We start from the raw sequence: 25,588 nt of genomic DNA, 5'->3' as shown, positions 1-25,588 counted from the left end.
CGCATACAAGCCACATTCTTAATGTAATGCAACCTTTTTTTAATCAAGTTCTTATAAAGCACCTTTTACGCCTTCGGCTCTGTAGGCTTTAATTAACTTTTAACTATCCATGCATCCTAAACTGCTAGTGCAAGGTTACGCATAGTTTTAATTCTGGTAAGACGATTAAGATTTAAATAAAAAAATATATTGGGAGTTTAAGATTTGTAAAACTTAGAATGTTTTATTTGTTATAATATAGCTGTTACACCATACCCCAAAAGACTCGTCTTTTTAATATATTACAGGGTATAATTCCAGTATACTATTCCTACTTAAAAACTAAATAATAAAAAGACGCATTAGGCATTCCATAACCCTAAAAGCTAAGTATTAATTTTATGTTGAAATACTTCAGCAATTCTTGAGGCGCGCCATTTTGCCTCAGCTGCTTTTTCTCCTTCAAAGTTTTCGTCTATAGTAGAAAAAAACAAGTCTAACCAACGATTAAAATGTTCTTCTGCTATTGGCAAATTGGCATGTGGAGGGAAAGGACTCCCGTAATACGTATGTTCACCAAGTAAAAGGGTTTGCCAAAATGTGTACATTTTATCAAGATGTTTTTGCCAATCGTCTTGAATAACCTTATTGAAAATTGGTGCCAAAAGACTGTCTTTCCGCACTTTATCATAGAAAGTATCTACAAGTTTTTTAATGTCGTCTAAACTTATAATTTCTTTTCCCATAATTAAAAGAAAGATTTATAAAGGTTATGATCCCAATACATAATGATATAGAACAAACCGAAAGCTATAAATAAGATGACTAAAGCCCAAACCCATGCCGGAATAGCTGTTGGGGTTTCGGAGCCACGAATTACAAAAAAGTCGGAGGTCTCACTGCCATAAGCGTTTATTGTGATAGGTATTTGAGCATCTACTGTTTCATTTTCTTTTAATCCTATAACTGATATTTCTGGTCCATTTCGTACTATAAAAGGAATTTCCCGAATACCTTCTATGTTGTTAGAAGATTTTGCTACAATTTTTAAGGTATGCTTCCCATCTGGGATTTTTGTAGTATCTAAAACCATTTTAACTGGTGGTGCAAAAGATGCAAACGGCTTGGGGTCGTCGTCTAAAAAAACTTTTATGACCCTATTATCTTCCATAACTTTAAAATCCTTCATTTCTAACGATATTTTTTATGTGGTCTGGATTGTTCTCTTTCGGTTTTATAAGATATTTAAGACTGTAAAAAAGGGTGAATCCAACGATAATAACAGCACCCCAAATAATAAAATAATCGAAATCTCCTAATGGTCCCGCACCATGGGTGATATTCTCAAATCCTTTGGGCTGATTCTTCTTGCAAACATCACAAGCAAATGTTATATATTGCCCCAAAAGAAACAAACAAGTAAATACTAAAGCTCTTCTTTTCATCTTTTATTTATTTATTTCCATTTCTATATACTGCCTAACTTTGGCCACATCTTCTTCCGTTACGGGCGTCGCATTGTTACCCCAACTGCTTCGCTCATGGCTGAGTATAGCTGCAATTTCTGCATTAGAAAGCTGATTGCCAAAAGGAGGCATAACCCCATAATCTGTACGTGCATCGTAGCCTTGAATAACGACCCTAATCAGTTTCTCTGTGTTTTCATCGTTCACAATTTCACTTCCAATCAACGACGGGAAAGCACCCACAACTCCTTTGCCGGATTCTTGATGGCAAGCTGCACAGACTTGCGAAAATAGCTTGGCCCCATCTATATTCCCGACTTTTGTACCGTCCATACCTTCTTCTTGAATTTTTCGTAATGCAGGAATAAAATCATTGATGTTTCCACCAGGCAGTTCGGTTTGTTTTAAATATTTTAAATAATCTACCAATCGTAGCGCATCATAGGATGCGATTATTTTTTTCCCAGGTTTATTGAAAAATTCTTTTGGAACTGCTACTATCTTATCATCTTTATTTATAGATGCGCTATCAACTTCTTTAAACAACCAAGGATACGAGGGCATTACTGACGCTGAGACCACTGCTCTTGGATTATATAAATGTAGTAAATGCCAGTCTTCGCTGGGTTGACGTTCTCCTATATTGGTAAGATCGGGGCCTGTACGCTCACTTCCTAATATAGAAGGCGATTGTCTCCAAAAGTCCAAACGCTTTTTACTATAATAATAATCTGAAGGAATCGACGGCCTGCTACCCCATACCTTGTCCATTTCAATATTACGAACTTGCTGTGTATGGCAAGCCATGCAGTTTTCGGAAACATAGATATGTAAGCCTTCTTCTTCATTGGCCGTTAAAGGTTTTTCGTCCGGAATCGGTTCAGTTCTCTGCATCTGATACGCCGGGATTATGGCAATAAGTATACTCAAAGCAATAAATACGCCCCCTGCAGTAAGTACTAGATTTTTATGTTCTTTATGAAAATTAAGCATGCTATACGTATTATTAAACAGTTATTTCTTCTACTTTACCAGTGGGTTTATTATTAGTGTAGCCTTTCGCCATATAATAAACGTTATAAGCAAATACCAAGTGAGATGCAAACATAAGCGAACCGCCTATGGCACGCCAGACCCAATAAGGCTTCATCAGTATGACCGATTCGATAAATGGATTGCCATCAATCCAACTTAAACCTTTGTAGGTGCCCCCTGCCATAAGAGAAATCATATAGGCGAAAAGACCAATAAACGCCAACCAGAAATGAGCACCGACAAACACCTGTGCTGGTTCTCTTCCTGTCAATTTTGGTAGAATGGCATAAATAGACGCCCACAAAAAGAAAGCGATTATGCCATACATCGTCATATGCGAGTGAGCAACATTAAAATCAGTAAAGTGCCACACAAAATTTGTAAAGCGAAAAGCCTGTAAACTACCTTGCATAGACCCTACAAAATAAAATACGGTCCCGACCAAAAAGAAGGGCAGCACATAACTTTTGGAAATGTGGTTCCAACTTCCTTTCATGGTCATTAAAAAGTTGGTGGTACCCGCCACAACAGGTATAACCATTCCAGCACTAAACACAATAGCAATAGTTTGTAACCACCATGGTAAGGGACTAAACACAAAATGGTGCGTGCCAATCATGGTATAGAAAAGCATTTGGGTCCAAAAAGCCAAAACACCCAATGAATAAGAATAAATGGGTTTGTTTAATGTTGACGGCAGATAATAGTACACCAACCCCAGGGTGAAGGTCATAAACCACATCCCCACGCCTTGATGCATATAATATCCTTGAATTACGGTTTCTCCTAAACCGTCTTGATAAAATGGTAAATAGCCAATAATTGCTAAAACGATAGTCCAAACGAGCGCTGCAAGAATAAACCAATTTGATATATATATTTCTGATATTTTACGAGTAGCAACCGTTTTATAAAAGTTAATAAACGTCAATATCAAGCCCATTGCGAATAAAAACATAATGGGCCATATATATTCCCTATACTCTCCTCCACCGTTGTTTATCCCTGCCATTAAAGATATTGTACCCAAAAAGACTGTAATATTGATAAGCCACCATGCATACCAAGCCGATGCATAACTGTAGATTTTATTGTTCGATGTACGAGCAATTACAAAATATGCCAGTCCGATCATGGCTAAGGACGACCATCCCCAAAACACCATGTTAGTATGTACCGGTCGCAAACGACCAAAACTAAGCCAAGATTGATGATCTATTTCCGGCCACAAGAATTTCATCCCTAAATATTGCCCTACCAAGGTTCCCAATACGAGCCAAAACGTTGCAGCTCCAATATAATAAATAACAATCTTTTTTAATTCTTGAGGTGTTTCGAGACCCAATGATGTTTTTTTTCTTTTCGTCAAAATAGGCATTGTTCGGATCGTTTTCAACCCTATGCACCAAACCTTTGTCATCAACTGCTATAGCATCTCCGGATAATTCGTCTCCCTTTAATTTGTATTTTAAAGCTGCTTTCCGTTTCTCTAATATAGTATCTATATCACTTTCTTCCATGGCCACGAGCTCATCATCAAATGCCATACGATTTTTATCGATTTGTCGCCGCTTCATGTTATCGATATAGCCATTTAGTTTTATGAATAAAATGATGCTTGCAATAATCATGACAATGGCTATAAGAACGAAGGTTCCAATAATACCAGGACTAGAAAGCCAATTCTCTGTCGTAATCTTATTTTGAGCACTTATTACATTTGGGATTACGGCTAAAAATAATAAGTTAGTCAACTTAAATGTCTTCATAAAGTTTAATTTATTAGTTTTTGCCATATATCTGGACAAATATCTTTAGTTTAAAAAAGACCTGTTTTATCAGGTACGCTATATTTTATACGAAGAGGCTCTCAATTTTTATAACAAAACAAAGATGTTATTTGAATGTATCGCAACATCTTATGTTCAAAATAATAAAATGCAAATGCCACCTTTTACTACAAATATAAGTTTAAAAGATTAATTAAGACTAATTTGTCCGAAATATTTTGTAATAACAAATAAAAATAAATGGGCTTTATTAATAAGATAGCCAATAGAAAACAGCTGTGATGATTTAAAGGAAATGAAGAAATACGTGTGCAGTATAATGGTATTTTACATCATCATCCAAACCTAAAATTTAATAATAATATTCTTGCTTAATGCTCCTGCTCAAACTCTAAAATATCCTTAGAATTAAAACCTATATTAATAGTGTCTGCAATGTTTTTATCTTGGGTTATAACAGTTAATTGCTCGCCAGACTCAAGCTTGAGTAGCAGCTGAACAGAATCTCCCAATTCTATTTTTTTAATGACTTCGGCCGTTGTGATGTACTCACATTCAAAATCGGTAAAAGACGGGTTTACTTTGATTTTTTCATTGCGAATGGCATGGCAGCAGGTCTCTTTTAACGGACATTTAAAGGCATTTTGCAGATTCTTATTAATATGTACCGTACTCCCAAATAATGATGCCACATACAAAGTGTTGGGCTTAACGTACAGATTTGATGCGATATCTTTTTGAACGACTTTGCCTTTTTGTAAAATTAAAATTTCATCGGCCACAGAAAGAGCGTCTTGGGTATCATGGGTAACAAACAACACCGTAACCTCTGTTTTTTTTATAATATCAAACACTTCATTTCTCAATTGCATGCGTAGCATAGCATCGAGGTTACTAAAAGGTTCGTCTAAAATCAATAAAGCAGGTTCTGGTGCCAATGCTCGTGCTAATGCCACACGCTGCTGCTGCCCTCCAGAAAGCTGGTGGGGATACCGCTTTTCCATACCTTTTAAACCTACTAAATCAAGCATTTCCTGTGCGCGTAGCTTCTTGTTTTTTACTTTTGAAATACCATATAAAATATTATCTAAAATGGTTAAATGTGGAAAAAGTGCATATTCTTGAAAAACCAAGCCGATTTTTCTTTTCTCTGGCTGAACAAATTTATCTAAAGAGGCGATTACTTTTCCATTAATTGACACACTACCATGATCGGGTCTTTCAAGTCCGGCAATTAAACGCACCAAAGTGGTCTTGCCACTACCACTCTCCCCTACAATAGCACAAACATGCCCTGGTTCCAAATGGAAACTAACATCATTTAAGGCGTAATTCTTGCCATTATCAAAACTTTTGGAAAGAGAGTCTATGCTTAACATGCTTATTTTTTAATCAATAATTTATTTAAAAAAATTACGGGGACCATAGCTGTAAAGATAATAAAAAGAGATGGGATGGATGCTTCCATAACCATTTCATCACTAGCATATTCAAAAGCTTTTACTGCTAAGGTATCAATGTGATACGGTTTTAAAATGAGAGTTAAAGGTAATTCTTTCATCACATCGATAAAAACCAAAATAACAGCACTAAACACCCCAGTTTTAATCAACGGAAACTCAATTTTAAAAAAGGTTTTTAAATTTCCAACCCCTAAAACTTTAGAGGAATCTGGTATAGCATTATCTACTTTTAATGCTGTAGAATCGATAGGATTGTAAGCAACAGCCAAGAAACGAACGGCATAGGCGTAAAATAAAGCGATTAAGGTGCCGTGAATAATAAAACCAGAATCGATTCCAAAATGACCAAGCATCTTAATAAACCATTTATCTAATGCTAAAGTGGGAATCATAATACCAATGGCAATCACGGCACCGGGAATAGCATAGCCTAAAACGCCAACTCTTGCAATATTTTTAATAGCGTTTAATGTGCTCCATTTTGAAAAGTAAATTAATAAAAGTGCAAAGAAAACTGTAATAACAGCAGCACTAATGGCAATCCCAAAACTCTGTAACGACAACATGAGAAACTGCATATCAAACACAGTTGACGCTGTTAGTACGGCCCAGTACACCAATTGCGCTACAGGTAACATAAATCCTAAAAATATAGGGAAGCCTACTACCAAAAAAATGAGCCATTTTATCGATGCTTTTGGTGTTTTTCGTTGAATTTGTGTACTATTAGTTTTGGAAGAACTAAACTTCAGCTTTCTTACTTGCCATTTTTCAAAAAGAATCAATGCGAAAATAATAAGAATTAACAAAGCCGATAAATACACTGCTGTTTGGGGCTCTTCAAGAGAAAACCAAGACCTAAAAATACCAGTTGTAAATGTATTTACACCATAATATTTTGCTGCCCCATAGTCGTTAAGAACTTCCATAATTACCAAAACCCAACCCGCAACAATAGCTGGTCTAGCAAGGGGCAACATAAGTTTAAAAAAGGTTTTACGTTCGCTAACACCTAACATTTTAGAAGCTTCTAAGAGGTTGTTAGCTTGATTAAGAAAGAACGCTCTAGCACTTACATAAACATAAGGAAACAGAGAAATGCTCAACACGAAAGCAAGGCCTGCCCGATTCATGATATCAATACGGATAAAGTCTAAATTTAGGTGTCGGAATATTAAATCCATACTGCCCCCATAATCGAAAATACCAGCATAGGCGTACCCAACAATATAAGATGGGATAGCTAGCGGAAGGATTAAAAGCCATTCCATTTGTTTGCGAAACATAAAATCGAAGCGTGACACAAACCACGCCGCAGAGACTCCAAAAACCAAAACAAGAATACTACAGAAGAAGACCAAATACAAGGAGTTCCAAATGTAATCGGGCAATAAGTAGGTTACAATATGTTGCCATGTTTCTCCAGGGCCAGAAAACAACTCTACACCAATAAACACAATGGGCAAGGCCAAGAAAAAAACAATGGCCAGTGTAAAAACTGACCATCGGTTACTATCTCTTTTAAGTCTTTTTAACCTCGTTTTTAAAGAAAACGCCGTGTTTTTATTTCCAACCTGCTTCATCAAAAATCAAAACTGCTTTTTTATTATTTTCTCCTAACTTATTTAAACCTAAAGTATCTTCCTTAAAATCGCCCCAATCTTTAATATCTTGAACCGGTTCCACACGGTCTAGAATAGGGTATTCATAATTCGCATTGGTAAATACCTGTTGGGCATCTTCACTAATTAAGTACTCAATAAATAAAATAGCATTTGCTTTGTTGGGGGCATATTTAGCAACGCCGGCACCACTTACATTTATATGTGTGCCTCTATCCTCTTGGTTAGGAAAAAACAAGCCTATTTTTTTTGCAGTTTTTACTTCTTCAGCATCAGGTGAATTTAACATTTTACCGATATAATAGGAGTTTACAATCGCCAAATCACCCTCTCCAGCCACTACAGCTTTTACTTGATCTCTATCCGAGCCTTTTGGTGCGCGTGCCATATTTGCCACAATACCTTCAGCCCATCGCTTTGCTGTATCCTCTCCATTATTTGCTATAATAGAAGCCATTAAGGACTGGTTGTAAATATTGGAAGACGATCTTACCAATATTTTTCCTTTCCATTTATCGGCAACTAAATCCTCATAAGTAGATAAGTCTTCTGGTGTAACCCTATCTTTAGCATAAGCTATAATCCGTGCACGTTTCGTTAAACCAAACCATTGGTTATCGACATCTTGTAAATGTGCAGGAATTGCATTTTCTAAAATATCAGACTCAATAGACTGTAATAATCCTTGATCTTTAGCACGACTTAATCTTCCTGCATCTACAGTAATCAACACATCAGCAGGCGACTGTTTTCCCTCCATTTGCATTTTCTGAATCAACTCGTCTGCACTAGCGTTGATTACTTTTACTTTAATGCCTGTTTTCTCTTCAAACATTTTAAAAATATCCTGATCTGGCTCATAATGACGATGGGTATATACATTTACAACCTGATCTTTTGTTGTGTCTTCTGTGGTTAAATTATCTTTTTTATCACTATTGTTTTTACAGGCAGCAAATAAAAAAATGGTTGCTACGCCTATTATTATTTTTTTCATATCCTCTTTTTTTATAAAGGACAAATATAACAATTTAGAATGAATACAAATAGCGAAGTAGATATAAATTACTTTATAATCAATAAAAGCCCCCTAACGCTTATAAATTTTTTAGAACCAACAAATCTTGTTTTTTTATTTGAGTTAATAAACAACGTGAATCAGCAATACATCCCCTAATACGTATAGTATCTTTAAATGATAAAATATAGAACTTATGGAAACCAGCACAAATAAACATACATTTAAAACCATTAATCCCACTTCAGGCAAAACGCTTTCGTCTTATAACTACATGACAGATAAAACTATTGAGTCTGTTGTGGAAAAAGCACAAAAAGCATACTTAAACTGGCGTAGTGTTTCTTTTGATGAACGGGGATCAATAATTAAAGCTATTGGTCGAGAACTTCAAAATCAAAAATCTGAACTTGCAGCATTAATGACCGATGAAATGGGGAAACTTCTAACACAAAGCCATCAGGAAATCGATTTATGTACCGGTATCTGCGATTATGCAGCTACAGAAGCCGCTAAAGTTTTGAAGAATGAAGAACGTAAACTGAGCAATGGTAATCGAGGCCTTATAACGTATTCGCCTATTGGAATTATTTACGGCATTCAACCTTGGAATTACCCTGCATATCAAGTAATTCGTTTTGCTATCACCAATTTAATGGCAGGAAATAGTATTTTACTAAAACATGCCTCAAATGTTACAGGCAGTGCTCAATTATTGGCTTCAATTTTTGAAACTGCAGGGCTGCCAGATGGTCTCTTTAATGTGCTTATTATTGATCACGATCAATCTGACACACTTATAGAGCACAAGTTGGTACGTGGCGTTACCTTAACTGGTAGTGCTATTGCTGGTAAAAAAGTAGGGGTAAAAGCCGGAAATGCTCTTAAGAAAACAGTTTTGGAACTGGGAAGTAATGATGCTTATCTCGTTTTAGAAGATGCAGATTTGGAACTCGCCATTGAAAAATGTGTAAAAGGGCGCATTTATAACAATGGGGAAACCTGCATTGCCGCAAAACGCTTTATTGTAGCAGCTCCCATTTACGATGCTTTTAAGGAAGGCTTTGTAAAAGCCATGTCTAATTTAAAATTAGGGGATCCTAAAAAAGAAGATACCGAATTAGGCCCTATGGCGAGACAAGATTTACGCGATAAACTACATGATCAAGTAATTAAAAGTGTAGAAAAAGGGGCTCGTATTTTGTGTGGAGGCCAACTTCCCGATGGCAACGGCTACTACTATCCAGCCACTGTTTTAGATAATGTTAAACCTGGACAACCTGCTTATGAAGAAGAACTTTTTGGACCCGTCGCTTCTTTAATAAAAGCTAAAGATGATGAAGATGCCATGCGCATAGCGAACGACAGCCGCTTTGGACTTGGCGGTGGCATTTTTTCTAAAAACACGGTACATGCTATAGCGCTCGCAGAAAAGTATTTTGATACTGGTATGGTTTTTATAAATACATTTGGATTAGCAGAACCCACCATGCCTTTTGGAGGCGTTAAAGATTCTGGCTATGGAAGAGAACATGGAGGGTTTGGTATGAAGGAATTTGTAAATATAAAATCTATACTCGTGGGTGAATAATAATTTAAGCGTTTTAAAGATGTCTTTTCATGCTAGGAAAGTAGTTTGTAACTAATTACACTTACGTATCTAAACAAGGCTTAATTTAGCTCCATACCATGTATTAAGTGTTAGCAATTAGTAGGCTTGATTTAACAGAACACTTTTGTTTTAATCCTAAAATATTTATTTTTTTAAAACTGAGGCGGTTCGGCACTTAAAACGATATCACGCTCTGCAACAAACAAACCTTCCTTTTTATCGAGTTTAAGGATTCGGTTAGGGTTGGTTTGTTCTACTCGCGTTCTGCAAGAAGCTGTTAAAAGCGGGTCGTTATCAAAAAGAAAAGACTCAATTTCATACTCGGGCTTACTAGGTTCTTTAATAATAGGAAGGATTTGTAGTGGTTCTCTACCATAAATGTAACTACCGGGCACAAATGTGTAAAACGTGTAACGACCATCGGCATCGGTTCTGATCCATCCCCTGTGGTGCACATACCGTTTTTTATTATACCGTTTTAATTCGAAATCTCCGTTTTCATTAGTTTGATGGATAAAAAGCAACACGTTTTTTGCTGGAGTAACGCCATCACTTTCAAAGATAGTTCCTGTAATTTTAAGTTTATTTGATTTTGAAGCAAAATCGGGTATAGTATCTATATTGTTTAGTTTTTCTTCTGAATAATCATATATAGGGCTACGCTTTTTAAAATTAGCAGCTCCATCTTCTATATGCGCCGCAATATCTTGAGCATACACTAAACCTGAATAGCTGAAAACACATATAATACTTAAAAGGCTTAATAAACGTTTCATGGTGAGAGGATTTTAATTCTCTCAAAACTAACACACTACAAAGCATTTTAAACAAAAAAATCGATTGGAACACCGTATTTTCGTTGAATAGACAAAAGGCAATAATTAACGGGCGATATTTCCTATTATTTATTCTTTAACAGAGCTTAATTGGCCTGAATATGATATAGCATGTCTGGAAGCACCACTTAAACGTATTTCACTTTTTAAATTGGGAAAAAGCTCTAATACTACTCTAAAGCGTTCTGCATGGCTGTCGGCTTCAAATGAAATGGTGTAGCCACCATGCTTTTCATTCTTTTTAACTTGATAGTTTCTTACTAAACCATTCAGTTGAATTGTAGCATCGCCTCCCCCATAAGCCACTTGCATTTGACGTTCGCCAAAATAAGGCAAATAAGAGCTAATGCTATCTCCTGAAACCTTAAGAAAATTTGAATTTCCTATTAAATTTATCGTGCCAGACGAACTACCGGGCTGCATAATTCCAGAATTAAGAACCTGTTGCATGGCATATGAACTTTGAGGGTACGCCCTATCAGATTCAATTTTGAAATGCCTGCCCGCTACCAAAGTCTCCAAATTTTGGATTTGCATATCTGTAAAATTCGATTTTGAGGATTGACAGGATAAGGAGGTCAACACTATCAGAAAAGAAACATAATAAAAAACTTTCATCTTCATATAATTTAAAATCCAATTTAAAGTATGAAATAACTATGAATTAAAGTCCCTAATACGTGTTAAATTCTAAATTGATATTTTAAAATAAGAATGAGATTTACGGTTTAAAAAAAGGATTTGCCTACACTTTTTTAATATAAAGGTATTTTATGAAAAAATTAGCAACTATTTAATAATGCTATCTATTTCACGAATCCACTCGTCCATATTTGTTTGAGCTGTATGTATAGCAATACTACCATTGCCGTAAGGCTTATAAATATCAGGATTGGTTGTGCTAAAAAATCCAACTGTAGGTGTTAAAGAGGCACTTGCCAAATGCATAACACCATTATCGGCAGATATAAAAACAGCTGTATTTCGGATAACGCTTGCCATTTGCCGAATGTCTTCGCTATAAAAATGGGGCGCTTTAAAATTAATTTTTGAAATATTTTCGATGGGTAACATCTCGATGATATAACAATCTGGATATTCTATCTTTAATCTGTTGTATAGAGCATGCCACCACGTTTCGGAATAGCATTTGTTTCCGGTAGCATTAGTATAGATACAGATGATTTTTTTATCTGTTTTAACGATGCGTTCCAATATCTTCTTGCCTTCGGCAATTTCAGAAACACTTAATTTAATATCTAAAACAGGAACTTCTCGAGAAGGATTGGGAAATCCTAATTGTGCTAAATAATAACGAAGGTTATAAATGGGATATTTAGAGATATGAGCATGATCTGAATAGGTGTTTCGAACTTCTTCAATTACATCTCCAAAAACTTTATGGGTAGCATGGGCACATTCGGTAGATAAGCGCCCTGAAGAAGAGTTTTTATCACCATTAACCACTAAATCGTAATGCTTATTTTTTATTTTGAACCAGCGCCATCCATAATCTAATAAATGGCTGAACGGTTTTCTAGGAAGTACGATGATGGTGTCTACTTGCTCGTAATTTTTAAAAATGGGATGCGCTACACCACCTTTAACAAATAAATCAATTTTGCAATTGGGAAACGTATTGATGAGCTCTTGAATTAAGGGCGTCAATAACAATTGGTTTCCCAATCGCTGATTGGGTCTGCAAACAAGCACCTTTTTAATATCAGACAAGTGCTTTAAATCAGATTTTGAAGTGTTTTGAGAACTGCCAATATTCTTGGTCAGTATCCTCATGACTTTACGTCGTAGTTTATTGATTTGTAATGAAAAATTCATAAAGAAGTGTCGCTTCACAAATCATAAGTGACCTGAATATCCAAAAATACCGATAGTTTTAATAAAAATCGGTATTTTGATACGTTTTCTCTACATATTTTTCAATTCTGTTACCAGTTGGGTCAATGCAGCTTTAGCATCTCCAAAAAGCATGGAGGTTTTAGAATTGTAAAACAATTCGTTCTCTATGCCAGCATAACCTGCATTCATACTACGTTTATTGACTACAATATGTTTTGCATTTTCCACATCTAAAATAGGCATGCCGTAAATAGGACTTGAAGGGTCGTTATGTGCCGCAGGGTTTACCACGTCATTTGCACCAACAACTAATACCACATCGGCATTATTAAATTGCGGGTTAATATCGTCCATTTCTACTAAAAGACCATAATCGACGTTAGACTCTGCCAACAATACATTCATATGGCCCGGCATACGTCCTGCTACTGGATGTATCGCATATTTAACGCTAACACCTTTTTTAGTTAAAATCTCTTCCAGTTCATGGATTACATGCTGCGCTTGCGCAACAGCCAAGCCATACCCAGGAACTATAATAACATTTGTGGCATAATTCATCATAATGGCAGCATCACTAGCATTCGTGCTTTTAATAGAACCTAATGTTTTATTGGCACCAGCAACAGCGTTAGAAGCCGTAAAGGATCCAAAAATAACAGAAAGTAATGTTCTATTCATCGCTTTACACATAGCAACAGTTAAAATAATACCAGCAGAACCTACCAGGATACCACCAACAAGCATAACCATATTATCGTATAAAACACCCGTAATAGCTGCAGCAATACCTGTTAAAGAGTTTAGTAAAGAAATAACAACAGGCATATCGGCACCACCAATAGGCAATACAAAAAGAACTCCATAAACCAATCCGGCTGCTAATAACGCATAAATGAATAAGGGATTAGCACCAACGGCAACCATATATACAGCAAATAGGATAATAGCAATAAGTACTAAGTTATTTACTATATTGTATTGCGGTATTTTAACAACACTCTTTAAAGAACCGTTAAGTTTTCCCCAAGCAATTAAACTTCCAGAAAAAGTAATAGCTCCAATAACAACACCAGAAATTATAGTCGTGGCTTGCATGGTGTCTCCAGTATTTTTACTAAATTCCACCAAACCAATCAAGGTAGCACTAGCGCCACCAAAACCATTGAATAAAGACACCAATTCTGGCATCTTTGTCATTTCTACTTTAACAGCAATAAGCCATCCTATAATGGATCCTATAAGTATGGCAACACCTATTAATATATAGATGATAGTGGGTACTTCTATCTCATGGACAAAAATAGTTCCAACAATAGCAAGTCCCATACCCGCAGCCGAAATCAAGTTTCCTTTTTTAGCTGTTTCTGGGTGCCCAAGTTTATTTAAACCTACAATAAAAGTTACTGTGGCGATAAGATATATAACACTTAATAATATACTCATTATTTTTTCTTTTTAAACATTTGTAACATTCTGTGGGTTACGGCAAAACCACCTACCACATTTAAGATTCCTAATACCACCGCTAAAAAACCAAGCGCTAAGGCTAAATAATCATTAGGGTCTGCATGTAACATCACCAATATGGCTCCTACAATTACCACACCACTCAAGGCATTAGCACCAGACATTAATGGCGTATGTAAAACTGCAGGGATACTTTTAATAACTTCAATACCCACAAAAGTTGCAAGTATTAAAATATATGTGATTTGGATATTATCTCGGATAAATTCTATCAATTGATTCATAATGATTTATTTATTTTTGTCTAATTTCACCTTCTTTAACAATTAACGTCTCATTTGTGATTTCTTCCTCAAGATCCCATTTAAAGGCGTTATCTTTTATTAGATGCATCAGGAAGTTGTAAATGTTTTTCGCAAACAATTCGCTCGCATTGGTCGAAACACTTTCAGGAGCTATAGTGGTCCCTATAACTTTTACACCATTTAAAATAACGGTTTCGTTCATTTTACTAACTTCACAGTTTCCACCTTGCGCAGCTGCTAAATCGATAATAACAGCGCCATTTTTCATTTGTAAAACTTGCTCTTCTGTAATTAGAACCGGTGCTTTTCTTCCTGGAACGTTCGCTGTAGTAATTACTAAATCTGCTTGAAAGAGGGATTTATCAACAGCTTCTTTCTGCTTACGTTTGTATTCATCTGAAGCTTCTTTAGCATAACCGCCTTCAGAGGCTTCCCCTTCATTATCTACAGAAATAAACTTAGCTCCTAATGACTGAGCTTGTTCTTTAGTTTCTGTACGGATATCTGTAGCTTCTACCACAGCACCTAAACGTTTTGCCGTAGCAATGGCTTGTAAACCAGCAACACCAACACCATAGATCAACACTTTAGAAGGTGTAATCGTACCTGCTGCCGTCATCATTAATGGGAAAATTTTAGTCATTTCATATGCCCCCAAAATAACAGCTTTGTAGCCTGCTAAGTTATTTTGCGAACTCAATACGTCCATATCCTGAGCTCTAGATATTCGAGGCATAGCGTCTAACGAGAATGCTGTAGCACCTTTAGCTGCAATAGCTTGAATTAACTCAGCATTTGATTTGTGGTATAATTGACTTATTAAAATTTGTCCTTTATCCACTAGTTTCAGATCATCTTCATCAAAAGGGTTGATTTTTAAAAGTACCTGTGCCTCTTTATAAAGAACACCTCTTTTTTCAACTTGCACACCAACATCAGCATAATCGGAGTTCTTATATGATGATTTTAAACCAGCATCTTCTTCAACAAAGATTTCAAAACCCTTGGCGATTAATTGCTTAGCTATATTCGGCGATATTGAAACCCGTCTTTCTCCTTTTTGAGTTTCTTTAAGTATACCTATTTTCATTTTTTTGTTGATATTTTAAGTCGGCAAATATAGCTAAAACGAACTAAAATGCACATTTCATCGGAAACTTTTACGAATTGTTTATCATTCTTTCGCAATCATTGAAAAAAAACACCTTTTTTAAGGCTATTGCCATTTTCTTAAGTTGGCATTGCCTTATAATTTTTTAAAAAAATACGATTTCGTTTACAAAAAAATATATTGCAATGAGCCCAGCGGTTTTGTATGAGAAGGATACTGAAACTAGAGAAAGGTGTTACTGAGGATTTCGCACTTTTATAAAAGCAATAATCAAGACTAGTAAAAAAACCAAAGTTATATAGCTAATATAACTGTAAGAGCCAAAAGTAGTAAAACAATAACTAAAAAGACTTGGTGCTATAGCACTGGCAATAACTAAAAAACTCATCGCTTTACCCGTTATAGATCCTAAATATTTTCGCCCATAATACCGTGGCCACGTAACTGCATTTACAACAGAAAACAAGCCACCTAAAAGCCCCAACCCAGAAATTAAAAGGTATATACCCCAAGGTTATGAAAGTAACAACAATCCGACAGATGCTATAAATCCACTCAAAATCATAATTAGGATATAAATTTTATGATTGATATAGTCACTTAAAATATTACATAACGTGGATACCGATATAGCAATAACAGAAATAGGCAAGAACACAGCAATGGCTTGTGATTTTGTATAATCTTGACTTCCAAATATTGAAACTATATGAAAGGTAAATCCCGTAATAAAAAAACTATTAAAGGCTAAAACAAGAGCAATTACCCAAAAGGCCCTTGTTTTTTTTGCCTCTTCTAAAGTAAAGTGCTGTTCTACCCTATCTATACGTTCTTGCTCTTTTTTAGCACTAAACCCGTCCGGTTTTAATCCGAAATCTTCTGGTTTATGACGGTATAATTGAAGAATACAAATGCTAAAAATAAATAAGCACACAGCCAACAATTGCCAACTAAGCTCCCATCCATTATCGTCTATTAATTTATTCATTAAAATAGGTGATGATGAAAAGCCTAACGATACTCCGATACTGCTAATAGAATTGACTTTACCTCGATTTTTATTAAACCACAGCATGATCATATTTCGAGAAGACATCGTGAGCACACCTTGTCCACTAAATCGTATTAAAAAAAACAACAGGCTAATAACACTAAAGGGCACCAACCAACTGTCTGTATTTAAAAGTGCAGAAACGGTTTGACTAATTGTAACTGAAACGGAGCATAATAACAATGAAAAACCCAACAATAAGGTCGCAAAGAAAGCAACATAGCGCGCCCCGTAACGATCAAACCAAATCCCAGCCTTGCTCACAAAAAAAGAACTCAGAAGTGTTCCGAGCATATAGGCATTACTAAACTGGTTTCGTGTAAGGTTTAAAGCATCTTTTACAGGGTCTGTAAACACAGAGACACCAACCGTTTGTCCAGGAACACTGGCTAACACGCCGATACTTCCAACAAACAATATAATATAACCGTAAAATATTGGTGATTTCTTTGGATCTACAATAGAAAACCTATTCGGATTGCCCATTCTTTTTAAGGATTACTTTTGTTTTTATAAATATTGTTTAACAACAGTGCGCAAATAATTATAGCAATTCCCAACACACTCCAAAGTGTATAAAGCTCATTGAATATAAAGAGCCCAAATAACACTGTAAAAATAACCTCAAAATAGCTTAAAGGTGCCACTTGGGTGGTTCGTGCTATTTGAAAAGCCTTTGTCATATAGACCTGTCCTACATAACCAAATATCCCTAAACTGAACAACGTAACCCATTCCCATCCTTCTGGAGTTACCCAATTGCCAATAGACAGTACACCGCCTACTAATGTGGCGATAACCATAAAATAATTGACAATAACTACCGGGTGTTCGCTTTTTCCTATTTTACTAATAACAACATACACCAAGCCATTAAAGACTCCTGAAATAAGAATAAGAATTAATCCATAACCGTTTACCTGCGTATCCAACCCTTTTAAAACCAAGACCCCTACAAATGCCATTAAAAAAAACAGCCATTGTACATGCTTAATGCGATCTTTTAAAAAATATACTGCAAAAATAGCCGCAAAAATGGGCGATAAATAGCGAAGAGAAACTGCCGTTCCAATAGGAAGGTATTTTGTAGACATAAAAAAGAGGGTCATAGAAGTAACGCCTACTAATCCTCTTAAGATAAGCAATTTTTTATTGTTACCTAAAATAGAAATTTTGTTTTTAAAAAGAAAACCAAATGTAAAAAACAAAGAGCCTACCGATCTGAAAAAAACAATTTGGTAGGCACTAATGTTTGTTAAATATTTTACGCTAGCATTCATACATGCAAGTGAAAAGGTACTTACAAGCATGAAAAGGACTGCTTTTCTAATGTCCAAGAATTAAAAAGATTGTGTGTTCATTCAAAAAGAAGTACTATATTTTTTTAACACGAACAGCATTCATGCCTTTTTGTCCACGTTCCAGTTCATAGGTAACCTTATCATTTTCATTGATTTCTTCAAGAACGCCACTTACGTGTACAAAATACTTTTCTTGATTAATACTATCAATAATAAAACCAAATCCTTTAGAGTGATCGAAAAAAGAAACTTTACCCTCTTTTGCAACAGGTTCTACTTCCTCTCTATCTTCTTTCTTGGGAATACCTATCTCTATACTTTCGGCCTCCACTTTAACTTTCATGTTTGGGTCTGGTGGCGTATCTGTTAAGTTACCGTTAAAATCAACGTAGGCAAATTGGATTCCCTGTGGGTTATCTTTTGCTTCTGCTTTGCGAGCATCTTTTTTCTTTTGTTTTTCATCTCGCTTTTTTAAACGCTTTTTTTCTTTTTCAATTTTATTAAATGTAACTTGAGACTTTGCCATAGTTTATAATACCAGTTTTTTTTAAGAAGTTAACAACACATACCGATTTTTTGGAAAATCGATTACGGTATGAACTTTTAAATGATTTATTTGTAAATACAAAGATAAGCTATTTTAGGAAGCTTTAAGATTGAAATGCTAAATTAATATTTTAAACGCTTAATCTTTGGGAGCATACCCGTAAATCGTTTCAAACACCTCTTCAAAATTCGACCTTAAATACGCATTTAATTTCTTTCGGTATTCGCCTTTAAGCCATTCTACAAAGTTATAAGTACTCTTGCTAATGCACTTCGTATACCTTTGGATCCTAAAATCGATATCATCGCCAAGCATTTTTGCCAATGCCAACGCATCGTAAACATCTTCACTATTTTCTATACATATTTTGGCATGCTGTTCTATAGAACGCTCCAAAACGACTTTTGAAGACTCCCCATTCTTGATAGAATCTACATATGTTTTTTGAATATCAAAATAAACGTCTTTAGAGTTTGAGAATTCTGCACGCAATTCCTCTGGCATCTCATATCTAAAATTGCTTTCTAAATCATCATCACTTAAAATAGAATCTAAATAATAATTTGGCGATTTGAATATGCGTTGCCAATCGAGATCTTCGCCCCAAGCTCCAAAACGATGGAAGTTATTACCTAAATCGATAACCGTAAACGTTTTTTTGTCTTTTAAAACACGTGATCCACGGCCAATCATTTGATAATAAAGCGTTAGAGATTTGGTTGCCCGGTTTAAAATAATACTTTCTACAGAAGGTTCATCAAAACCAGTAGTTAAAATACTTACCGAAGTTAAAATGGCACCAGGCGTTTTCTTGAACCATTTTAAAATCATGGCACGCTCCTTTTTTGTATTGGTATTGTCTAGATGTGCCACAGGATAACCTGCTCTTTTAAACGTATCGTATACATGTAATGAGGTGTTGATCCCGTTGTTAAAAATAAGTGTTTTTTTATTTTTGGAACGCTCTTCATAGGCTTGCAGCAACTTCGAAAGCATGTCGTTATCGGTATATAAATCTTCAGAAGACTTTACAGTATAATCGCCATTAGCCCCTACAACCAAAGACGTTAACCCTACATTATAACTAAACATTTCGGCACGTGCTAAAAACCCGTTTTCAATTAAAGACTCTATCGTTTCGCCCACAATCAGTTCATCATAATTATCTGTCATAGGGAGCTCCATGCTAGAACTTAAAGGGGTTGCGGTAACACCTAAAATAAAAGACTGGCTAAAAAACTTGAACAGTTTGGTAAAGGAATTGTAATGGGCTTCATCAATAATAACCAAACCAATATCAGAAATATCAAGCTTATTATCATTCAATCTATTATTAAGTGTTTCCACCATAGCGACAAAACAGCTATAATCATTTTGATCGCTCAAATCGGCTTTACTATCTACCACCTTATTTATCACACCAAACTCCGTAAGCATTCCAGAGGTTTGCCTGCACAACTCAATACGATGCGTCATAACCAGAACCTTTTTCTTGTGGTGCTTTACATATTGACGAACCATTTCAGAAAAGATAACTGTTTTCCCACCACCTGTTGGTAATTGATACAATAAATGGTAATCATCCGGAGCTTCATCAAAAAGTTTAAATATTTTGTCGATAGCTCCTTTTTGATAGCTATATAAATTCTTACCCTCGTTTCTTTCCTCTAATTCTAGAGTTGATATTTTAGCCATGGTTTTTTTCAGTTTTCTGACGTGCAAAAATAACACCTTTAAAAGGTTTTTAACGAATGATTGGAATGAAATATGGGATAATTTTTTTATTTGTCATAATTATGCTCCTTTAAATTGTTAGAAATAATGAAAGTGCTTCTGGTAATAATTAGGCCATGTTGTTGTTTTTTTGTTTTTTTTATGAGGTTTCTATCATAAAACAATACTTTTACATTTAATAGAGATTCTTTACGTTATGCAGATAAATGACAAGTCCCAGACAAAACCATATTTAGCCGATTCAAAACGCTATGATACCATGACCTATAAACGCTGCGGCAAAAGCGGTGTGCTATTACCAGCTTTATCGCTGGGATTATGGCATAATTTTGGATTTGTAGATAGTACTCAAAACGCTAGAGAGATTTTAAGAACTGCTTTTGATCTGGGTATCACCCATTTTGATCTGGCCAATAATTACGGCCCTCCTTATGGTTCTGCTGAAGAAAATTTCGGCCAGCTTTATAAAGCAGATTTCAAACCCTACAGAGATGAACTTTTTATTGCGTCTAAAGCGGGTTACGATATGTGGCCCGGGCCGTATGGGAATTTAGGCTCTAGAAAGTATTTAATGGCCAGTATAGATCAAAGTCTAAAACGTATGGACCTTGATTATGTGGATATTTTTTACCATCATCGCCCCGATCCAGATACCCCCTTGGAAGAAACTATGGGAGCACTTGCCGATATAGTCCGACAAGGGAAAGCGCTCTATGTGGGGATTTCCAATTACCAAGCTGAAGACGCCCAAAAAGCTTCGGAAATCTTAAAGCGTTTGAATGTGCCGTTCATCTTACACCAAGCACGATATTCCATGTTCGACCGTTGGGTTGAAAAAGATTTACTCCATACTTTAGAACAAAACGGAGTGGGCTGTATTGCCTTCTCTCCTTTGGCCCAAGGTATGCTTACCGATAAATATTTAAAAGGAATTCCTAAAAACTCAAGAGCTGCAAAAGATTTAACTTATTTAGATCCCGATACCGTAAACAGTATGATGGAAAAAGTGCAACGTTTAAATGCTTTGGCAGAAGCACGCGGACAAAAATTATCACAAATGGCATTGGCATGGATTTTAAGACAACCGCAAGTTGCTTCTGTTCTTATTGGTGCAAGCTCTTCAAACCAATTAAAAGAAAACGTAAAAGCATTAGAGCATTTAAACTTTACAGCTGAAGAGTTGAAACGGATAGACGAAATAGTTTCATAAAACGACCAATCTTCTTGTTGAAACCTGTGGGGTGATTGTTTTTTTAATTTGTTGAAAGTAGTTTTAAAATAATGGGAGTCTGCTATTCTAGTGTTATCTATTTATACACATAGACACATATCTCATATGGGGCTTTTGATTAAATAAAAAGGATCATTCCTTAACTATAATAATAGTAGCTTTTACACCAGTGGCTAGGTTCCATTGATTATGGGAAACCACATGTCCCGTATCGTCCACAACCCGAAATTCTGCTGTATTGGGGCCAGACTCCCCTTGGTTTAATGCTACAAAATCGATTTTATTAAAGCCCTTTTTTAAATCTAATTTAAACCCTTTAAAACTACCGGTTAAGAACACTCTAGGATGTATCACATCGTCATTAACCCTTACCTGGATAATATCTCCATCCACGTAACCGTGGTCTCGGTACACCACATTTATAAATTTCGCTTTACTTTTAAAATCACCAAAATATTGATCTGTCGTACTTCCATTTCTTTGCTCTACTTCCTTGGGCGACAATTTTAAATCTGATATGTTTTTATCAAGTTGTTTTGTATAAAGCTCTCCAGGGTTTCCAAATTGTTCTTGCGGAAACATGCTGAACTCCTTTTCAGGCAAACTTAAATCTCTAGTAGTCTTGGGCACAGAAAACCCACTGTAGTCTTCAAGCGCTTTTGGTTTTTCGGATATGGTTCTAGGCGTTTCTACCGGATCCTCAATTACAGGCATTGTAAAAGATTTTTTCCTACTATCACTATCAATTTGTGCTTGAGCAGAAACGGCAAACATAAAAAAGAGAAAAAGGAGACTAAAAAGTTTCATCAGTTTAATGGTTATAGAATTTCAAAGGTATTTCTTTATCTTAAATGGTACGCAAAGTACTATTGTTTTTCAGAGATCTTTAACACAATAACCATTCCAATAAATTATGTGAGGCCCACCAAGCACATTACACAGAACAGCCATTGTCTATTGTTTTTTTCGTGAAACATCAAGGGTATCGGGCTCTTTAATACTCCCATAATGAATGTTAACTTTCCTTCTACCCCATTTTCTTGCCGCCTTAACGTCTATGCCCATATAAATATCGATACGGTTGCTCCAGCGCGCATGCATTTTATCTTTAACAAAATAAATCCCATCCAAACCATGGATTTTTACCGGTACATTGTGTTTAAGCCCCTTCCTGATAAGGTCTCGGGAAACCGCTATATATTTCATACCTGGTTTCAAGCTATCGCCAAAAGCGGTGATGTTTGGGTTGCCGTTGGTTTGACGACTGGTTGAATTATACGCCGAAGCCGTAACTTTTAAAGGGTGCCAGGTATATTTCTTTACATACGACTCCTCTTCCACCCTGTCTTTACAGCTTATGGCGAGCATTGCTAAAATGAATATTACAACTTTCAAATGCTTTGTTTATATTTTAAATCTGCCTCTTATCATTAATTAAAGTGGCCATAAACTTTTTAATATCTTTTTAAAAAACCTAAAAAACTCAAATAAATAGACTTTATCCCCTTATTTACAATGTAATAGAGTATGTTTTCACCATGTAGGATTCCCCAATAAAATCTATTACTAACAAATGTTAGGCCTTTTCTCTATTTTAGAGTTTCTAAATATAAGGTTTTATTTAAAATGAATATAAAAACAGCTTAATCTCGCCAATTAATTATCCTGATTTTTGTTACCAATAAGGAAATATTACGATACGCCATAAGGCCAATCGCTAAGAGAAATGAGGCACTCAAAAATTAAAAATTAATACTAGAAATTAAAGTAAGTATAATACCCTCTAAGGCTAAAAGTTATCTTAATTGGCATGCCATCCTATTACAATATTTGTACATTTGTAAGACACCTTTTATTTATATTTAAAATGAAACCAGTACCCAGTGTCGATTTAAACGATTTTTTATCTGATGATCCCATAAAAAAACAAGACTTTGTGGATCGCCTAGGCAAGGCTTATCAAGATATTGGCTTTGTAGCTTTAAAAGGGCATTTTTTAGACGATGCGCTAGTGGAAAAGTTGTATTCGGAAATCAAGAACTTTTTCGATTTGCCTACAGAAATCAAACAACGCTATGAAATACCTGGAATTGGTGGCCAACGTGGCTACGTTTCCTTTGGAAAAGAAAGTGCCAAAGGCAAAAAAGAGGGCGATTTAAAGGAGTTTTGGCACTTTGGGCAATATGTAGAAGGCGATGCCAAATTAGAGGCCGAATATCCAAAAAACGTAATCGTTAAGGAGCTTCCCGAATTTAATGCCGTTGGAAAAGAGGTGTTCAAAATGTTAGAAAAAACTGCAAAATACGTGCTTCGTGCCTTAGCCATTCACTTAAACTTAAAGGATACGTATTTTGATGATTACATCCTTAATGGCAATTCTATTTTAAGACCGATACACTACCCTCCCATCGTTAATGAGCCTAAAGAAGCCGTGCGTGCTGCAGCACATGGCGATATAAATTTAATTACACTATTGATTGGTGCACAAGGAAAAGGCTTGCAGGTTAAAAACAATAAAGGGGAATGGGTAGATGCTATTGCAGCACCCGATGAGCTCATGATTAACGTAGGCGATATGCTATCACGACATACCAATAATAAATTAAAATCGACCATTCATCGTGTTGTAAATCCGCCAAAAGACCTTTGGGGAACATCTAGGTATTCTGTTCCTTTTTTTATGCATCCTGTAAGTGATATGAAATTGGATGTTTTGGAAGGCTGTATCGACGAGGCCCATCCAAAACAATATGAAAACATTACTGCTGGCGCCTTTTTAAACGAGCGCTTGATTGAATTGGGATTAAAAAATTAACAGCAGCTTCCTTTACAGTTTCCTTAAATAGATTTAAAAAATAATTACTGAGACTTACTAAACAAAAACCATGGATTTAAAAGATCAGCTAAAAAACCTTTTTCCCGAACATCTCGAAGAGGACATAAACGACAGAGAAGAAGGTTCTAATATATGGATTCAAGACGAGCCCATTTTATGCAAGTATGAAAAGCGTAAAGGCAAACCCATTACTGTTTTAGAAGGTTACACTGGAGCAACCGAAGATTTTAAAATATTGGCTAAAGATATTAAAACAACCCTAAGTGTTGGTGGGAGTTTTAAAGATGACCGCATTATTATTCAGGGCGATTATCGCGATAAAATTATGGAAATCCTAAAAAACAAAGGGTTCTCTGTTAAACGTGTAGGAGGTTGATTTATGAATAAAAAAGCATTGCATATTACAAATGATAGCACCTTAACCAAGCTAATTAAAGCATTAGGGATTACAGGTGACATCTTAATCTGGCAAGAGATACTGTGTGAAGGCCCAGTGATCAGTACGGTAGGTTCTGATGATTTTTTAGACATGCGCTCTAAATTCTTAAGAACATTTTATGATATTGATTTTGATATTCGAGAATTCAATGAAGAGATTGATAAACTTAACCATCCTGAAAATTATTCAGAAATTGTGCTTTGGTTTGATTATGATTTATTTTGCCATGTCAATATGCTTGGAGTTATTAGTTTAATTCAGCAAAAGAAAATAAAACTCCCCATTTATCATGTATGCAGCGGCAGGGTTAAAGGTGAGAAGAACTTAAAAGAACTATCAGAACTGTCGTCTGGACAGCTTTTAAATCATTATGAGAGCAAAACAAGGCTTACGCCTGAAGATATTCAATTGTGCGTAACGCTATGGCAAACTTACTGCGGTAAAGACCACAATTTATTCAAACCTTATATTGTTAAGGATTCTTCTTTTAAATACATGAGCAATTGCTTAAAAGCCCATTTAGAACGGTTTCCAAATTCTAAAACGGGTTTAAGTGTTTTAGAAGCCAATATTCTTGAAATTATAAACCAACAGTCTATAAAAACTAGAAATCAATTATTGGGATATGCTTTAAATTTTCAAGGCTATTATGGTTTTAGAGAGATGCAGTTTATTCGCATGATTGAAAAACTCAGTCTCTTCTTTTCTGAAAACGCAGAAGGTATAAAGCTAAATAGAATGGGGCATGAAGCATTATTGGGGCAACATGATTTTTCATCTCAGCTCCATGGTGATATGGTTTTTGGTGGCGTAAAAAAATACGACTTCAAATTTAGTAAGCGATTAAATAAATTGGTAGAAACCCTAAAATAAAACGATTGTAAA

24 protein-coding genes and 1 pseudogene are annotated in these 25,588 nt (G+C 35.5%); 5 read left to right on the top strand and 20 right to left on the bottom strand.

Features of this window, described 5'->3' with window-relative positions:
- Positions 1–365: 365 nt before the first annotated feature.
- The 8 genes and pseudogenes from ACFFU9_RS13065 to ACFFU9_RS13030 all read right to left on the bottom strand — a co-directional run bounded on the left by ACFFU9_RS13065 (position 366) and on the right by ACFFU9_RS13030 (position 8,352).
- The gene (locus ACFFU9_RS13065; RefSeq protein WP_379861916.1) at positions 366–725 is read right to left on the bottom strand and encodes a group III truncated hemoglobin; all 360 of its coding nucleotides are present in this window, start codon (positions 723–725) and stop codon (positions 366–368) included.
- A 2-nt stretch (positions 726–727) separates the two neighbouring features.
- On the bottom strand, positions 728–1,168 hold the full coding sequence (locus tag ACFFU9_RS13060; RefSeq protein ID WP_379861915.1) for a cytochrome C: 441 nt from the start codon (positions 1,166–1,168) through the stop codon (positions 728–730).
- Entirely contained in the window at positions 1,155–1,424 is a 270-nt protein-coding gene (locus ACFFU9_RS13055; protein ID WP_379861914.1) for a hypothetical protein, read from the bottom strand. Before ACFFU9_RS13055 ends, ACFFU9_RS13060 begins: the two co-directional genes overlap by 14 nt.
- Before the next feature lie 3 nt (positions 1,425–1,427).
- Positions 1,428–2,438 carry a cbb3-type cytochrome c oxidase subunit II gene (locus ACFFU9_RS13050; protein WP_379861913.1) on the bottom strand — a complete coding sequence of 337 codons (1,011 nt, stop codon included), beginning with the start codon at positions 2,436–2,438 and terminating at the stop codon, positions 1,428–1,430.
- Positions 2,439–2,451: 13 nt separating this feature from the next.
- A pseudogene (locus tag ACFFU9_RS13045) lies at positions 2,452–4,111 on the bottom strand (cbb3-type cytochrome c oxidase subunit I).
- A 530-nt stretch (positions 4,112–4,641) separates the two neighbouring features.
- Complete coding sequence (locus ACFFU9_RS13040) at positions 4,642–5,649, bottom strand: ABC transporter ATP-binding protein (RefSeq protein ID WP_379861912.1); 1,008 nt, start codon at positions 5,647–5,649, stop codon at positions 4,642–4,644.
- Positions 5,650–5,651: 2 nt separating this feature from the next.
- Positions 5,652–7,316, bottom strand: a complete 1,665-nt coding sequence (locus ACFFU9_RS13035; protein ID WP_379861967.1) for an ABC transporter permease — start codon at positions 7,314–7,316, stop codon at positions 5,652–5,654.
- Complete coding sequence (locus tag ACFFU9_RS13030) at positions 7,297–8,352, bottom strand: Fe(3+) ABC transporter substrate-binding protein (protein ID WP_379861911.1); 1,056 nt, start codon at positions 8,350–8,352, stop codon at positions 7,297–7,299. Before ACFFU9_RS13030 ends, ACFFU9_RS13035 begins: the two co-directional genes overlap by 20 nt.
- Before the next feature lie 217 nt (positions 8,353–8,569).
- Here ACFFU9_RS13030 and ACFFU9_RS13025 point away from each other — a divergent pair, with 217 nt between their 5' ends.
- Positions 8,570–9,964 carry an NAD-dependent succinate-semialdehyde dehydrogenase gene (locus tag ACFFU9_RS13025; protein ID WP_379861910.1) on the top strand — a complete coding sequence of 465 codons (1,395 nt, stop codon included), beginning with the start codon at positions 8,570–8,572 and terminating at the stop codon, positions 9,962–9,964.
- A gap of 173 nt (positions 9,965–10,137) precedes the next feature.
- On the opposite strand, the gene ACFFU9_RS13020 is transcribed toward ACFFU9_RS13025, so the two are convergent.
- The 10 genes from ACFFU9_RS13020 to ACFFU9_RS12975 all read right to left on the bottom strand — a co-directional run bounded on the left by ACFFU9_RS13020 (position 10,138) and on the right by ACFFU9_RS12975 (position 20,158).
- Complete coding sequence (locus ACFFU9_RS13020) at positions 10,138–10,761, bottom strand: dioxygenase family protein (protein ID WP_379861909.1); 624 nt, start codon at positions 10,759–10,761, stop codon at positions 10,138–10,140.
- 129 nt (positions 10,762–10,890) lie between these two features.
- Entirely contained in the window at positions 10,891–11,439 is a 549-nt protein-coding gene (locus tag ACFFU9_RS13015) for a DUF4251 domain-containing protein (protein WP_379861908.1), read from the bottom strand.
- Between the two features lie 171 nt (positions 11,440–11,610).
- Entirely contained in the window at positions 11,611–12,615 is a 1,005-nt protein-coding gene (locus ACFFU9_RS13010; protein WP_379861907.1) for a glycosyltransferase family 9 protein, read from the bottom strand.
- A gap of 132 nt (positions 12,616–12,747) precedes the next feature.
- Positions 12,748–14,124, bottom strand: coding sequence for an NAD(P)(+) transhydrogenase (Re/Si-specific) subunit beta (locus ACFFU9_RS13005; RefSeq protein ID WP_379861906.1), 1,377 nt, complete (start codon positions 14,122–14,124; stop codon positions 12,748–12,750).
- The gene (locus ACFFU9_RS13000) at positions 14,124–14,432 is read right to left on the bottom strand and encodes an NAD(P) transhydrogenase subunit alpha part 2 (protein WP_379861905.1); all 309 of its coding nucleotides are present in this window, start codon (positions 14,430–14,432) and stop codon (positions 14,124–14,126) included. Before ACFFU9_RS13000 ends, ACFFU9_RS13005 begins: the two co-directional genes overlap by 1 nt.
- 10 nt (positions 14,433–14,442) lie before the next feature.
- Entirely contained in the window at positions 14,443–15,543 is a 1,101-nt protein-coding gene (locus ACFFU9_RS12995; protein WP_379861903.1) for a Re/Si-specific NAD(P)(+) transhydrogenase subunit alpha, read from the bottom strand.
- Between the two features lie 535 nt (positions 15,544–16,078).
- Complete coding sequence (locus ACFFU9_RS12990; RefSeq protein ID WP_379861902.1) at positions 16,079–17,101, bottom strand: MFS transporter; 1,023 nt, start codon at positions 17,099–17,101, stop codon at positions 16,079–16,081.
- 5 nt (positions 17,102–17,106) lie between these two features.
- The gene (locus tag ACFFU9_RS12985) at positions 17,107–17,952 is read right to left on the bottom strand and encodes a DMT family transporter (RefSeq protein ID WP_379861901.1); all 846 of its coding nucleotides are present in this window, start codon (positions 17,950–17,952) and stop codon (positions 17,107–17,109) included.
- Between the two features lie 37 nt (positions 17,953–17,989).
- Complete coding sequence (locus ACFFU9_RS12980) at positions 17,990–18,442, bottom strand: cold-shock protein (RefSeq protein ID WP_379861900.1); 453 nt, start codon at positions 18,440–18,442, stop codon at positions 17,990–17,992.
- 159 nt (positions 18,443–18,601) lie between these two features.
- On the bottom strand, positions 18,602–20,158 hold the full coding sequence (locus ACFFU9_RS12975) for a DEAD/DEAH box helicase (RefSeq protein WP_379861899.1): 1,557 nt from the start codon (positions 20,156–20,158) through the stop codon (positions 18,602–18,604).
- A gap of 235 nt (positions 20,159–20,393) precedes the next feature.
- Between ACFFU9_RS12975 and mgrA the strand changes: the two genes are divergently transcribed.
- Positions 20,394–21,407, top strand: coding sequence for an L-glyceraldehyde 3-phosphate reductase (gene mgrA, locus ACFFU9_RS12970; RefSeq protein WP_379861898.1), 1,014 nt, complete (start codon positions 20,394–20,396; stop codon positions 21,405–21,407).
- Between the two features lie 153 nt (positions 21,408–21,560).
- On the opposite strand, the gene ACFFU9_RS12965 is transcribed toward mgrA, so the two are convergent.
- Positions 21,561–22,235, bottom strand: coding sequence for a hypothetical protein (locus ACFFU9_RS12965; protein WP_379861897.1), 675 nt, complete (start codon positions 22,233–22,235; stop codon positions 21,561–21,563).
- A 147-nt stretch (positions 22,236–22,382) separates the two neighbouring features.
- On the bottom strand, positions 22,383–22,796 hold the full coding sequence (locus ACFFU9_RS12960; RefSeq protein WP_379861966.1) for a 3D domain-containing protein: 414 nt from the start codon (positions 22,794–22,796) through the stop codon (positions 22,383–22,385).
- A 499-nt stretch (positions 22,797–23,295) separates the two neighbouring features.
- On the opposite strand from ACFFU9_RS12960, the gene ACFFU9_RS12955 reads away from it, so the two are divergent.
- The 3 genes from ACFFU9_RS12955 (at position 23,296) to ACFFU9_RS12945 (ending at position 25,576) form a co-directional block, all read left to right on the top strand.
- On the top strand, positions 23,296–24,243 hold the full coding sequence (locus tag ACFFU9_RS12955; RefSeq protein ID WP_379861896.1) for an isopenicillin N synthase family dioxygenase: 948 nt from the start codon (positions 23,296–23,298) through the stop codon (positions 24,241–24,243).
- Positions 24,244–24,313: 70 nt separating this feature from the next.
- The gene (locus tag ACFFU9_RS12950) at positions 24,314–24,640 is read left to right on the top strand and encodes a translation initiation factor (protein ID WP_379861895.1); all 327 of its coding nucleotides are present in this window, start codon (positions 24,314–24,316) and stop codon (positions 24,638–24,640) included.
- A 3-nt stretch (positions 24,641–24,643) separates the two neighbouring features.
- Positions 24,644–25,576, top strand: a complete 933-nt coding sequence (locus ACFFU9_RS12945) for a DUF1835 domain-containing protein (RefSeq protein WP_379861894.1) — start codon at positions 24,644–24,646, stop codon at positions 25,574–25,576.
- Positions 25,577–25,588: the final 12 nt, after the last annotated feature.

The sequence above is a fragment of the Mariniflexile ostreae genome (genome assembly GCF_042427585.1).
Lineage (GTDB): Bacteria > Bacteroidota > Bacteroidia > Flavobacteriales > Flavobacteriaceae > Pseudalgibacter > Pseudalgibacter ostreae.
The sequence above is the reverse complement of the archived record's forward strand: the minus strand, read 5'-3'. Positions and strand labels throughout refer to the sequence as shown.